A 15,023-nucleotide genomic window follows, 5' to 3' on the forward strand; every position below is an offset into this window, starting at 1 on the left:
GTACTGTTTTATGCTACTAATTATTTTTGGTTTGCGTATAATTTACTCCACTTTATAAAATCTTCTTTTGTTCCTTTGTTAAAAGGAATAAGGTAAAAATTATAAACCTGTTTTGTTTTTCCTTTAATCTGATATTTTTCTTGTGGTTTAGAATACCAGCTATCATCGCCAGCAAGCCCACGTTGCCCTAAATCTATATTTAATTGAACCAGATCTTGTTCTTTAATATCGTTGGTGTGTTTAGAAGCGTTAATTTTAGGAATACCATCAATTCTATATTCGGTATCTAAAGTATCATTTTCATTATATTTTAATCCTGTAGTAGTATCAAAATCTTCATTTGGCATATGCAACGCACTTATACCAATGCCTTGTAATTGTTTGCCTGCAACAACCAATAGTCCGTTGTTATTGCCATCAGAAAAAGCAGACCATCTAACATCTACTTTATATCCATTTTCTTGCGGACGAATATATGGCACGTATTGATCTTTTACTTTAGATTCATATAAATCTATAAAAGCAGATGCCTTTCTATCTTGATAATTCTCCCAAGGACCACGTCCAAAATAGGTCATATTTTCGTATTTTTTTGGCATTTGCATGCGCATACCTACACGAGGAATGTCTGCGGTATACTCCGTTTCATTTAGGGTGTTACTAATTTTAACAACTCCGTTTCCAGATACGTTATAGATCGATTCAAAAGTAGTATCAACACCTGGTAAATTATAAGTAATAGTTACACTTACACTACCGTCTTTATTGGTATTAGATGCTAATTTAGACACCTTCATAAAAAGTGATGCCTTTTTCCATTCAATATTTTTAACCTGCATATGATTTCCAAAATCGTTGTCAGTTGGTGCACGCCAAAAATTAGGTTTTGGTCCATTTTCGTCTTTTATTAATTCTTCATTTTCATAAACATAAGAACTAATCTGTCCTTTTTCTGTATCGAAAACCAATTGCACTTTATCATTAGATATTTTTAACTCTTTACCAGATTCCTGAATTTTAAGTGATTCTTTGTTATCAATTTTAGCAACTATATTTTTGTATTTGTTAGATAAAATAATTTGCTCATGTGCAACCTCATAACCTTTTGGAAGTATACCCCAAGCCGTTTTGGTTTTTGCTGAAATTTCTACAAAATACTCGGTATTATCAAGAAACTGAATATCGTTAAGCGAAATTCTAATTAACTTACCAGTATGGGTATCTACCGAAATAGTTTCTAAAGGAATGGTTTTTAAAACAGTACCATCTGCTTTTATTTCTGCACTAAAGTCGAAGAAATCTAAATTGGTAAAATCATATAAATTTTCTAACAATACTCGTAATTCGTTATGACGGTTAATGCCTTTCTCTTTAAAATTGATAAACTCATGTACTTTTTTTACTTCAAACAATGCAGGTTGTGGCGTTCTGTCTGGAAATACAATTCCGTTATTTAAAAACGAGTTATCGGTTGGCATATTTTTTCCATAATCACCACCATACGCATAATAACGTTCTCCTTTTTCGTTGGTTTTCCAAATAGATTGATCTACCCAATCCCAAATAAAACCTCCTTGCAAGTTGTCATATAGTTCTATAATATCCCAATAATCTTGAAAATTACCTGTACTATTCCCCATTGCATGGGCATATTCACTTGGTATGTAAGGTCTGTCTGTTTTTGTTTTTCCTATGGCTTCAAATACTGCAGGCGATGGATACTGAGGTACAATAATATCTGTATTAGAATCCATATCCCAAATACTGCCATCATAATCTTTATACGGACGTTCATATTGCACAGGACGTTTTGTTTTGTCGTTTTCTTTTATAGCTTCATAACCTTTAAAGAAATTTACACCATTTCCGGCTTCATTACCCATAGACCAAATAATTACAGAAGGATGGTTTTTATCTCGTTTTACCATACGCACCATTCTATCTACATGTGCGTTTTCCCAACTTTCTTTTTTTGCTAATGAGTATTTTCCATAATACATTCCGTGCGACTCTATATTTGCTTCATCAACCACATACAAACCGTACTCATCACATAATTCATAAAATCTACGCTGTTGTGGATAATGACTTAAACGCACCGCATTAATGTTATTTTCCTTCCAAAGCTGAATGTCTCTTAGAATATCTGCTTCCGAGACTACATGACCTGTTTCTGGATTTGCTTCTTGAGTATTTACACCTTTTAGAGTAACACGTTGTCCGTTTACTAAAAGTAAACCCTGTTTTATTTCAATAGATCTAAATCCTATTTTAGAAGAAGTAACCTCTAATATTTTTCCTTTTCTATCTTTTGTTTCAATTAATAAAGTATATAAATTAGGATGTTCTGCACTCCATTGTTGTACGTTTGGTAGTGTTGTAGAAAAATTGAAATTATTTTCTTTAGAGTTTTTTACTGCAAACGATTTTGTTTCTGATGCGACTATCTTAGCTTCCGAATTTAATAATTTATAAGAAATACTTCCTTTTGTAGTTTTAGAGAAGTTATTTTCTAGTTGAACAGATAATTCAAAAACACCATTTTTATAAGCACCATCTAAAACAGAAAGCACTTCATAATCCTGCACTCTTATTTTAGGTTGCGCATAAACATAAACGCTTCGTTCAATTCCGCTAATTCTCCAGAAATCTTGACATTCTAAATAAGAACCATCCGTCCATCTAAAAATTTGAATCGCAATTTTATTATTACCTTTTTTTGCTGCTTTTGTAATATTAAACTCAACAGGCAACTTACTCCCTTGTGAGTAGCCAATATACTCTCCATTAAGCCATACAAATCCTCCAGATTTCATAGCACCAATATGCAAGAACATTTCTTTGCCGTCCCAATTATTATCAATAGAAAAATCACGAACATACGTACCTACAGGGTTGTATTGATTTGGGACTTTACCTGGGTTTTTAGGATAAATTCTATCAACAAACTCCATATCATCTGCAACAGGAGCTTTATAATCTGAAAACTCATATTGATGATTTACATAAATAGGAACACCAAATCCTTCTACTTCCCAGTTTGATGGCACTTTAATATCATCCCAAGTAGATACATCTTCTTTTGGGTTCATAAAAGTGGTTGGTCTGTCTTCCGGATTTCTTACCCAATTAAATTTCCATGTTCCGTCTAAAGATTTATTAAATTCTGGCGTATTTTGTAAGGCATCAGCCTCTGAAGTATACGAGGTAAAGGAAACATGTGTCTCTAACTTATTTTCACTTATAACTTTTTCATTTTCTATATAATGCTTGTAATCTTTAATAGGATGTTTATTCTGGCTACTTAGAGATGTACTAGTGAAAAAGACACCTATAAGTGATAACATTATGAAACTGTTTTTTTTTAAAATCATCATAATTAGTAGCGTTTATCTAAGTTAAATATTTCTTTTAATTTTGATTATTAAATCAATTTGCTAAAATAATTAAAATATCTATTATTCGTATTATGTTATACATATTAATTGAACTAAATTCTAAACTATTATCATAAAAAAAATAGCTTCCTATAAAAATAAACCCCGTGAAATCAATAAGATTACAAGGGGTTTACAAAACTAATTCAAATTCAAATAATATTTTACCACCCTGGGTTCTGCGTTAAATTCTCTAGGCTCAATACAATTTCTTCTGTAGGTATTGGCGACAAGTAATCTCTTCCTATTTTAAACTCAAACCCTGAAGGAATTGTATTCTTATAAGGATCTATATTACCATCTGAGTTTACAAGAATAGAATTTCCAATTAAATCTGTAAATTCTGTTTCCATATCACCACTTCCAATTATTTTAAAGCCTAACAATCTTTTACCAACAATTAATTCATCTGCAGCTGCCCAACGCATTAAGTCATCAAACCGCTTTCCTTCTAAAGCCAGTTCTACTCTACGCTCTCTTCTAATTTCATTAACAACATCGCTTAATGCAGGAAATGCTTTGTTTGAATCTGCAACTGGTGCTGTTGATAAGTTTGGCATCCCTACACGAGTTCTTAATAAATTAATAGAAATATCTAAATCTCCTTGTGTTAAAGTACCTAACTCTGCCTTTGCTTCTGCATAGTTTAACAATACCTCTGCATATCTAAATATAATAGCCCCCGTCCAACTATCATATCTTTGAGCCTCATCTGTAGTACCACCTTTGTAAATTTGAAAACCTGTTGTTGAAGTAATTTCATTGTTTCCTCTAAATACTGGAAATTCAAATATTTCATCTGCTACTCCTGAGTTTACAGTTATTAAATCTCCAGGTGTACAAATTGTTTGTGCAAGCCTAGGATCTCTATTCGCAACAATATCTGTAAGACTACTTTCTTGATTTACATTGTACATTGAACTCACTGAAATAGGCTGACCGTCTAAAGCTAAATAAGAATCTACTAAAGATTTGGTTACACCAGTTCCAGAACCTGTGTACGGTAAATAATGACCAACCTTATGACTTACTCCTTCAGAAACACTATATTTTTTCCAAAACATTACTTCGGGATTTCCTGAATAATCGATTTGATTGAATAAATCCCAATACGTTTTATCAGTTCCATTATTATACAAAGAATAATTCCCTTGATCTATTAATGTTTTTGCAGCTTCTGCAGCCCATTCTAAAAACTTAGTACTTTCATTAGTTGGTGCTGCAAAGACAGTACCATCATGATATTTCTCCCAAGTACCTTCATAAAGACAAATAGTAGATTTTAATGCCAATGCAATACCTTGGTGTACTCTAAATGATTCTGCAGAGCTTTTAGGCTTTAACTTAGCAATCGCCATATCTAAATCTGCTACTATTTTAGTAGCCAATTCATTTCTAGGTAATCTTGGAGAATACAGTTCTGGAGAATCTGTATTTAACGTTTTAACAATATGTGGCACACCACCATATCGTTTTAATAAATTGAAATAAAACATAGCACGGAAAAAATAAGCTTCTCCATTATAATGCTCAATTGTTACTTCATCTCCTTGCGCAGTACTACTATTTTCAAGATAAAAATTTACAGCTCTAATGGAGTTAAAATTCCAAGAAGCATCAGATGTAGGTACATTTGTAGAATTACCGACTAATCTAGTATTAACAAAAATATCTGCAAGATTATCACTATTATTATCTATTTCAAAAGTACCTCCATTAAACCCAGAGTGAACTTGAAATGATGTATAAAATTGATTTAAGAAAAGTGCCAGATCATTGGGAGTTTTCCAATACGCCTCTGGAGAAATTTCATCCTCGGGTAATTTATTTAATAAATCATCAGAACAGCCTATAAAAGAAACCATTGCTAAGATTAGAGTGATGTATTTTATGTGTTTCATAATATATATATTTAAAATTGAACATTTAAACCAAGTGATAACGATTTTTGAAGTGGGTAAATTTTACCACTTCCCCAATAACCTCCAGTAGCTTCAGGATCGTACATTGTTGGCATATCTGTAATGGTAAGCAAGTTTTCTCCTGTTACAAATAATCTAAGTTTTTTAAGATTTAATTTTTCCATGATATCTGTAGAAAAAGTATAACCAAGACTCACATTTTTTAATCTTACGTATGCTCCATTCTTTAAATACCTAGTTTGCACTTCTTGATTTCTCCAAGCACTATTAAAAGTAGGTCTAGGTAAGTATGCATCTGTATTATCTTCAGACCAATAATCTGCATGTTCTACAAATGCTGCAGACTGCCATTGGTTACCTACCGCACCAAAAGTATAAGGATCTTGTTTTCCTGTATTTACATCTCTTTTTCCAACACCTTGCCAGAACATAGAGAAATCAAAACCTTTATAGTCTAAACCTGCAGTTATAGAGTAAGAATATCTAGGTGTACTGTTACCAATTACTTTTTGATCTCCAGCATCATCTGAAGTAGACTTACCCCAATCTATATGACCATCTCCATTAATATCATTATACTTTACGTCTCCTGGTTTCCAAACACCACCCCAAAAAGTAGATTGATCAAAACCATTATCTATTTCATCTTGATTTTGATATAAACCTAGTGTTTCAAATCCCCAGATTTCTCCAAGTGTTTGCCCTTCACGGAACGTATTTAATAAATTGTTTGGGTTACGGTATTTTGTAACTTTTGTTACAGCATCAGATAAAACAACACCTACATTGTAACCAACATCACCAATATTATCTTTCCACTGTATACTAAAATCAAATCCTTTTGTTTCTATAGACGCATTATTAGCTTGTGGTGCCGAAGTACCTAATAAAGCTGGTAAACGTTCTGCAGGACCAAACATATTGTCTGTAGACCTTATAAAATACTCAAAAGTCATTTGCAAACGATTGTTATACGCAGCTAGATCTAACCCGTAGTTATCTGTTTTTACTGTTTCCCAAGTAATATCTGGACTAATAAGACCAGGAGTTGTAGTGTAATTTGGTCTCCCAGAATCTCCTAACCACCATAAATTGGTATTAATAGGCATACGAGAAATATATAAATAGTTAGACACATTTTGGTTTCCAATAGACCCTGTAGAGTAACGAAGTTTAAACATATTAATTCTATCTATCGTCCAAAAATCTTCTTTTGCTACGTTATATCCAACAGATATAGACGGAAAAAAGTTCCAACGACTGTCTGGTGCAAATCTAGATGATGCATCATAACGTCCGTTAATTTCAAAAAGGTATTTTTCTTTGTAATTGTAATTTAATCTTCCAAAATATCCTTGTGTAGCATAAGCACCTGCAGAATCATTTACGTTATCTTCTCCAACCGCTGTAGATATAGATGGCACATTGTCTGTTATAAGATCATTCTTAGAACTTGTTAAAGAACTATAATCCGTATTTTCTTGTTGAAAACCAAACAATCCCGAAAAATTATGTATTTCGTTTAACGATTTTTCATAAGAGATAACTAAGTTAGGTGAAACATAGTTAGATTCTGAAGCATATCTAGTAAAACTATTATTTTGACGAATTAATCTGTCTTGTCCATCTGGCTCTGTAACACTTACTTTAGCACTATGAGAAGTAATATTAGAAGTACCACGTTGGTAATAAAGACTTGTTTTAATCTTTAAATTCTCGATAGGTTCAAATATTAAATCTAGACCAGCATTGGTGCTTAGGTCTTTAGACACACGTCTACCACCTCCTAAAAGAAAAGGAATCTCTGAACCATCACTATAACTTCCATTTGGCATTACAACACCGTTTACAGGCCAGCGTCTTGCTATGTTATGTAAATATAAACCTGGATCATAACTAGGTCTATCTAAATCTTCTCTAGCAATTCTAATATTTGCGTTAAAAGTAAACCAATCGTTCATTTTACTTGAAACCTTACTATTAAGTGTATATCTCTGGTATGTATCATCACCAAAGCTCATTATCCCTGGCGCATCAAAGAAAGAACCAGACACATTATAATTCACTTTATTTTCGTTACCAGAAAAGCTAAGATTGTGCTGCTGACGTACTACTACATCTTTATACATAACATCAAACCAATCTGTATTGGCATTAGACCCAGTATATTGTTCCCATTTAGTTCCATTTGCATTCGGAACTGTTACAGGTGTATTTATAGGGTCTGCGATATAGTCTTTTATGCGACCTAAAACATCATCACTAAATATAGGAGCACCACCACCATTGGTAGCAGATAGGTTAAAATAATTTGCAAAATCTAAAGAATTCATCATTTCCGGAGTTTTTGTCGGTGATGAATAAATAAAATTATTTGAATATGTAATAACATGCCCTGACACTCCTTCACCACTCTTAGTCTTCACCAAGATAACACCAAAGGCTGCTCGAGATCCATAGATAGCTGAAGAAGATGCGTCTTTTAAGACAGAAATACTTTCTATATCATCTGGATTTATATTATTTAAATCTGAAGGGTCACTTAATGGAATATCATCTACAATAACCAAAGGAGATCCCGTTCCTTGAAGGTTACCAACACCACGAATACTAATATTCATACTAGATCCTGGCGCCCCACCTGCATTACCTACAGTTAAAGCTAATCCTGGTACAGATCCTTGAATGGCCTGCATTACGTTACTTACAGGTCTATTTTCTAACACCTCTGCATCTATAGTACTTACAGCTCCCGTTAAATTTCCTTTTTTCTGGGTACCGTAACCTACAATAACGATCTCTTCTAAAGTACTTGTATCTTCAGTTAAACTAGCATTAACCACTTGTTTTCCGTTTACAGTAATCTCTTTAGTTGTAAAACCAATGTAGCTAAACTGAAGTGTAGCATTCGCACTTACGTTAATTGAATAATTTCCATCAAAATCTGAAACTACTCCTTTTTTTGTTCCTTTCTCCATAATGTTAACCCCAGGTATTGGGTCTCCATTATTAGCATCGGTAACTGTACCGGTTACTGTACTTTGAGCCTGAACAGTCATAAGACCGAACGCAAAAAATGTAAACAGTAACAAACTTAGCTTTTGAATCATAAAATTTAGTTTATAGTTGAAATATGTCTTATGTATTACTTAATACAAAAATATATAAAGTTTTGTTAATTTTTTATATCATTTCGACAAGTAACAATACAACTGCTACAAAGAGCAAGTTAGGAAGTATGAGCTAAAAAAGTATATTAACAATAAAATCAGTTAGTTATCAATACAAAATGATAACTAACTGATTCTTAAAAAAAAAACAACTATTTTAAATACTACTTTATTCGTATGTTAAATATGCGGAAACTAACCAATGATTTAATTTATCTCCGTCTACTGGTGTAGCAGGAATTTTTATTTTTAACATGTGATCTCCCGCTTTTAAATCTCCTAAATTAACAACCATAGGCTTTACAAAAGAGCCTGGACACCAATTAGATCTAGATAAATCTGATGAAGCAATGCGTTCTTCAATTTCTTTAACTTGATAAGAATGAGTTTTAGAATCTATATAAGATGCAGAATCTTTTCTAATCCAAACGCCAGAAGTAGGGTTAAATCTTCTAAATGAAGCACAATCATCTCTCCAAGGAATGGTATCTAAAACCAATTTGTTGTTAAAAAACACACTATTCTTAATTTTGATAAATTCATCACCACCACTATGCCCTCCATGACCTGTTGTAATATAATGTAATTTTACATTTTTTGCTTTCTTTTTTAAATGTATAGACTGCTCTAAATCATTATGAGCAAAATTGTCTGGTATTTGCTGTCCGCCAACGTAAGGTATTGTATTCACTAAAGGCAATACAGATACTTTTTGCTGTTTTCTATTAGAGTACGTTAGTTCTAAGTCAAAATCATATCCTTCTGCTGTCCAAGTATCAATCCAAACACCAACATAAAATGTACCTGTTACTAAACTCTCTAAATCTGTAATGTCATTTTCCCAAACCACTTGTTTTTCCCAACTTGGTATGTATACTGGTCTTCTATATTTTACTTTATTATCGCTATAATACCCTACTCCAAAAGGAGTCATAAATCGCATTAGTTCTACAACAGGATTGTAATTTGTTCCTTTTACAAAACCAGCATAATTATCATCGATATAAGAATCTTTTGGAAAATCATTCTTTTTTTCTGTAACAGAAAGTATAGATAGTTTTTCTGGATCACTTACTACAAAGCAAGAACCAGATTTATCCCAACGATCTCCATTTGAGCGTACAGTTATTTTTATTTTTACGTCTGTTCCTTTTTTAAACTCTGGAATGCTTACTTTTTTATACACCAATCTTCCGCTCATTAGGCTTACTGCCTCCGAGTCTGTACCTTTTTCGCCGCCAAAATTTAAAACTTGTTTATTAAATACATTAATTTTAGTACTATTTTCTTGTGCAAATAAATTAACACAAAGCACTAATAAACTGATTTTTATACTATTTTTAAACTTCATTTTATTCTAATTAATTATTATTTATGTACTGTAAACGTTATAACAACAGGTAAATGATCTGACGGAAATTTACCATCTTTAGAATCACTTAAAGTTGCATATTTTAATACTTTAACTTGTTCTTTACTTGTAAAAATATAATCTATTCTATCTACAACTGGCTTGTTAAAATCAAAAGCATTAAAGGTACCAATAGGTCCAAAAGGTTTTGATTCACTTGCTATCTTTGCATCATTAAAGGCATTGGATAATAATTGAATGGGTGCTGTTTCTGGTTTCAAATTAAAATCTCCCATTACAAGAACAGGTAAATTACCTGTGTTATATTCGGCTATTTTATCAATGATTAATTTAGCACTTTTTACTCTCGCTATGTTACCAATATGATCAAAATGCGTATTAAAAACCAAAAACTGATCATTATTATACTTATTAATTAAAAGAACGAACGTACAAATTCGCTCCATAGAAGCATCCCAACCAACCGAAATTTTATTTGGTGTTTCAGACAACCAAAATGTACCTTTATTTAGGACATTAAATTTTTCTTTCTGATAAAAAATAGCACTGTACTCACCTTTGGTTTTACCATCATCTCGCCCAACTCCTACATACGAATAACCTACCAAAATACTATCTAAATACTGTACTTGATGCTCCAAGCCTTCTTGTATACCAAAAACGTCTGGACTATTATACACTATTTGATTACTTAAAAAATCTTTTCTATTGGACCATCTGTTTACACCATCGTTCGGGTTATCATACCTAATATTATAGGTCATTATTTTATAGGCTTCTTTTTCCGAAGTACAAGAAAATAAAAAACAGACTAAAAGTAAAATAACCGTTTTTTTCATATTATTTATTTATTGGTGTAAATCGGATAGCTTGTCCACCACCACCAGCTAATTTTATAGTAAGATTGGTTTTTGAAGTCACTTCTTTTTTTAGAATATCAATTTCTGTCGGATTGGTTTTCCAATCGGCATTCATACCATCGGCATAGATTTGAGCGATGTACGTTTTATTCTCTTCAAGAAAACTTAACTCTATATCTAATTCTCTTTGGCTCTCATCTGTAATGCTTCCTAAAAACCAATCATCACTATTTTTATCTTTTCTAACAATGGTTATGTAATCTCCTATTTTTCCATTAATCATTTTTGAAGACTCCCAATCTGTAGCAACATCTTCAATAAATTTAAAAGCAGGTTGATTTTCATAATTCTCTATCAAATCGGATGCCATTTGCATTGGGCTATACAACACAACAAATAAAGCTAATTGCTTAGCTAATGTTGTGTTTACCCTAGAAGTCCCATCGTCTAAATCATTCCATTTAACTCTATTTTTAGCGTTTTTATATAAAATATCAAATATACCAGGTGTATAATCGATTGGTCCAGCCAGTCCTCTTGTAAAAGGTAAAATTGTATAATGTTCTGGCGGATTCCCAGAACTCCAAGCATTCCATTCCATACCTCTTACTCCTTCACGAGTCATCATGTTGGGATAGGTTCTTCTTATCCCTGTGGGTTTAATCGGCTCATGAGCATCAATCATAATTTTATATTTAGCAGCAGTTTTAACAACCTCTCTGTAATGATTTATCATAAACTGCCCATGATGAAATTGACCTTTTGTTTGAATGCCCCCTGCGTAACCCGTTTTTACAGCTTTAACACCTAATTGTTGATACATTGAAAAAATAGGTTCTAATTTATTTTCAAAAGATTGTGCTGCTCCACCAGTTTCAACATGACCAATAAATGAAATGTTTTTTTCAGTAGCATAGTTTGTAACTTCTTTTAAATTAAAATCGTTGTAAGGTGTTACAAAATCGAAAGCATCCTTTTTCCCCCAATTTTCCCAACCTGTATTCCAGCCTTCAACTAAAACACCTTTAATTTTATGTTTATCTGCAAAATCGATGTATTTTTTTGTTTCTTCTGTTGTTGCTCCATGTCTTTCGCCTAAAGTCCAAGTATTTGTTCCCAAGTGCATTCCCCACCAAATTCCAATATATTTCATAGGTTCAACCCAAGATACATCTTCAATTTTATTTGGTTCATTTAAATTCAAAATTAAATTAGACTCCACTAAATCTTGTGCATTCTCTGTTATTTGAATGGTACGCCAAGGAGAAATCATTGGTGTTTTTGTTTTTACTTTAACACCATCTGGCCAGGGTACCAAATCACTTTTAAAAGAAAATGAGCTTGCTTCATTTTTCTTTAAAGTCATGCCTGCATAATTAGTTAAGTTCGCTTCGTGTATACTTATAAAATTACCCACTTTTGTTTCTAATGTTATTGGTGTATTCGCTGACTCTATAGCGTTTAAATTTGCATTTTTATAGAGTGTTTCATACGATTCAAAATTTGCAGGAATATACCAACCACTATGGTTCTTTACGAAATTAAACTCCGTTAATTCTTCTGCAATAAGAATACTGTCTATATTTTTTTGTTTAGGAATTTCATAACGAAACCCAATACCATCATTATATATTTTAAAGTAGAGATTCAATTTTCTTTTAGAACCATCTTTTTCTTGAAGACAAATTAACAGTTGATTGTAATTATTGTCTATTACACTGTTTTCTCCCCATGTTGTATTCCATTTGGTGTTGGATTGTGTAATATTATAATCTGTTACTATGAAGTTTTTAGATAAAGTATTTGCATTTTTAAATTCGTAACCTAATTTTGAAGGGTTTATAATTACAGAATCTTTAAAATTAACAGTGTAATATATGCCTTTATTCGTATTTACAGACACCTTAATTTTATTATTAGGAGATTCAATCTTTAAAATTTTTTCACTAGAGCAGCTTATTAATATTAAAATTAATAAGAATAATACAGTCCATTTTTTTAATTTCATCTTTTTTATTGATTTAAAAACAAATTACTATTCTAAATTAAATTGAATTTTCGAAGCATTCGTTAACGTTTCATGACTTATAAAAAAAGATTTATTATTTTTCCCTTTAACAATATAAGAGTTTAGTTTCCCTTTCCCGTTTTTTTCTATAACTAAAGTTTCGTTCTTATAATATCTCCTATCTAAATGAATGGTTATTTTATCAAATCTTGGTGTTGTAATCGTATAAAACGGATCTGCAGGAGATACGGGGTAAATTCCCATCATACTATAAATTAACCATGCAGACATAGTACCTGTATCATCATTACCTGGCAAACCAGCTGGTTTATTGGTAAAATACTCATTTATTAAATTGGTAACACGCTGCTGTGTTTTCCATTCATAACCTTTTGCATAATTGTACAAATATGGGTAGGCAATATCGGGTTCGTTTGCCATATCAAATTGCTTTTTATCAAAGACCTCATCTAATTTAGCTACGTACTTTTTTTTACCTCCCATTAACTTCATTAAGGCTTTTGTATCATGCGAAACCATAAAAGTATATTGCCAAGAATTGCCTTCTATAAAACCCAAATTCTTTTCAAAATTAGCTCCTTGATTCGGATTAAAAGGAGCGTACCAAGATCCATCATCGTTCTTTGGACGTAATAGGTTAAACTCTTTATCAAACAATTTTCTATAAGAAATAGCTCGTTTAGAGAACAGCTTATAGTCTTCTTTCTTACCTAATTTAATAGCTAATTGTGCTATTGCAAAATCAGTAATATTATATTCTTGTGTGGTTGAAACCGAACCGCTTTTTGTTGTTTTAGTTGTTAAATAGCCTTTCTCTATATAATCTTTAACTCCTGGTCTTAATGGATTATTTTCTAACTGTGTCGCACTTTTTCGCATGGCTTCATAGGCTTTCTCAATATCAAAATCTTGAATACCTCTTAAATACGTATCTGCTAAAACTATTCCGGCAGGATCACCAACCATTGTTGTGGTTTCTGTAGCATTCAGTTCCCATTTAGGCAGCCATCCACTTTCATCATAAATATTTAACATGCTTTTTACCATGTCAGATTGTTGCTTCGGATAAATTAAAGACATTAATGAATGTAAATTACGATAGGTGTCCCAAAAAGAAAATACGGTAAAACGTGTACCCTTTGTTATAGCCGTTTTACGTTTTCCCATAGTTGGATACTCTCCATTTACATCATTTAATGTATTAGGGTGAATTAACGTGTGATATAAAGCCGTGTAAAAAATAGTTTTATCATCTTCTGTACCGCCTTCAACTTCTATTTTAGATAACAACTCATTCCATTGTGAAGCCGTATTTTTATAAATAGTGTCAAAAGATAATTTTTTAGTTTCTTCTTCTAAGTTTTTTCTAGCATTCTCTATACTTACGTAAGACACACCAATTTTAACTTCTACTTGTGTAGGTTGGTCAAATTTATAAGTAAAATAACTTCCAATACTATCTCCAATTACTTCTTTTTTGTAATTTTTATACAAACGTGTTTTTCCATTATATGCCATCCATTGTCCTTCAACCCCATCGTATTTTTTAGTTTTTTTCCAAATACCAAATTCATCCGCAGGTTTACTAAATTTTGCTACAAAATAAACAGGATAAGATTCTTCTGGTTTGTAATAACAAAATGCTCCAACATTACGCATTCCTTCAATTTCTGTAGAAGACACCACTTTAACCGATGCACCTTCTTCATTGGTTAAACCTAAACCTAAATTAATTAATATGTTGGCTTTCCCTTTTGGAAATGAATATTTACTTATACCAACTCTTGTAGCTGCTGTTACTTCTGTTTTAATATTGTATTTATCTAATTCTACTGAATAATATCCAGGTTTAGCAACTTCATTTTTATACGTTGTTCCGTACTCTAAATGATTTGTATTTAGATCTCCAGTAGTTGGCATTGTTAAAATAACACCTAAATCTGGACATCCAACGCCACTTAAATTTACATGAGAAAATCCTGTTAAAAATGTATTCTCATTTACATAAGGTGTAGACAACCATTGGCTATCTTTTTCTAAAGGTAAATTTTTAGGGCCTGCAACATTAAAAGGCGATACACTTGCCATTCCTCTTGGTGCAATTGCACCAGGATTTGTTGCTCCAAAATTAGAAGTTCCAATAAATGGGTTCACATAATCGATAGGTTCTTGCGCATGAATACACGTTAAAAACGATATCATAAAAATTAACAAACAAGTATCTTTAGTCATA

General features: G+C 32.0%; 7 protein-coding genes. All 7 read right to left on the minus strand.

All coding sequences use genetic code 11. The features are described 5' to 3' along the window. Positions 1-20: 20 nt before the first annotated feature. The gene (locus WG945_RS04350; protein WP_157603712.1) at positions 21-3,347 is read right to left on the minus strand and encodes a glycoside hydrolase family 2 TIM barrel-domain containing protein; all 3,327 of its coding nucleotides are present in this window, start codon (positions 3,345-3,347) and stop codon (positions 21-23) included. A 254-nt stretch (positions 3,348-3,601) separates the two neighbouring features. Next, positions 3,602-5,338, minus strand: a complete 1,737-nt coding sequence (locus tag WG945_RS04355; RefSeq protein WP_068451974.1) for a RagB/SusD family nutrient uptake outer membrane protein — start codon at positions 5,336-5,338, stop codon at positions 3,602-3,604. 11 nt (positions 5,339-5,349) lie between these two features. Beyond that, positions 5,350-8,469 (minus strand): SusC/RagA family TonB-linked outer membrane protein, encoded by a 3,120-nt coding sequence (locus tag WG945_RS04360; protein WP_068451975.1) that lies wholly within the window; start codon positions 8,467-8,469, stop codon positions 5,350-5,352. A gap of 229 nt (positions 8,470-8,698) precedes the next feature. After that, positions 8,699-9,880, minus strand: coding sequence for a PNGase F N-terminal domain-containing protein (locus WG945_RS04365; protein WP_068451976.1), 1,182 nt, complete (start codon positions 9,878-9,880; stop codon positions 8,699-8,701). A 17-nt stretch (positions 9,881-9,897) separates the two neighbouring features. After that, entirely contained in the window at positions 9,898-10,740 is an 843-nt protein-coding gene (locus WG945_RS04370; RefSeq protein WP_068451977.1) for an endonuclease/exonuclease/phosphatase family protein, read from the minus strand. A gap of 1 nt (position 10,741) precedes the next feature. After that, positions 10,742-12,769, minus strand: coding sequence for a glycoside hydrolase family 97 protein (locus WG945_RS04375; protein ID WP_068451980.1), 2,028 nt, complete (start codon positions 12,767-12,769; stop codon positions 10,742-10,744). A 27-nt stretch (positions 12,770-12,796) separates the two neighbouring features. Then, on the minus strand, positions 12,797-15,022 hold the full coding sequence (locus tag WG945_RS04380) for a GH92 family glycosyl hydrolase (RefSeq protein ID WP_068451982.1): 2,226 nt from the start codon (positions 15,020-15,022) through the stop codon (positions 12,797-12,799). Position 15,023 lies beyond the last annotated feature (1 nt).

The organism is Polaribacter atrinae (assembly GCF_038023995.1).
Lineage (GTDB): Bacteria > Bacteroidota > Bacteroidia > Flavobacteriales > Flavobacteriaceae > Polaribacter > Polaribacter atrinae.

What these genes read in the sequence shown, in the direction of transcription:
- WG945_RS04350 (WP_157603712.1), bottom strand. Translation starts at nt 3,347, where the DNA reads ATGTTATCACTTATAGGTGTCTTTTTCACTAGTACATCTCTAAGTAGC.
- WG945_RS04355 (WP_068451974.1), bottom strand. Translation starts at nt 5,338, where the DNA reads ATGAAACACATAAAATACATCACTCTAATCTTAGCAATGGTTTCTTTT.
- WG945_RS04360 (WP_068451975.1), bottom strand. Translation starts at nt 8,469, where the DNA reads ATGATTCAAAAGCTAAGTTTGTTACTGTTTACATTTTTTGCGTTCGGT.
- WG945_RS04365 (WP_068451976.1), bottom strand. Translation starts at nt 9,880, where the DNA reads ATGAAGTTTAAAAATAGTATAAAAATCAGTTTATTAGTGCTTTGTGTT.
- WG945_RS04370 (WP_068451977.1), bottom strand. Translation starts at nt 10,740, where the DNA reads ATGAAAAAAACGGTTATTTTACTTTTAGTCTGTTTTTTATTTTCTTGT.
- WG945_RS04375 (WP_068451980.1), bottom strand. Translation starts at nt 12,769, where the DNA reads ATGAAATTAAAAAAATGGACTGTATTATTCTTATTAATTTTAATATTA.
- WG945_RS04380 (WP_068451982.1), bottom strand. Translation starts at nt 15,022, where the DNA reads ATGACTAAAGATACTTGTTTGTTAATTTTTATGATATCGTTTTTAACG.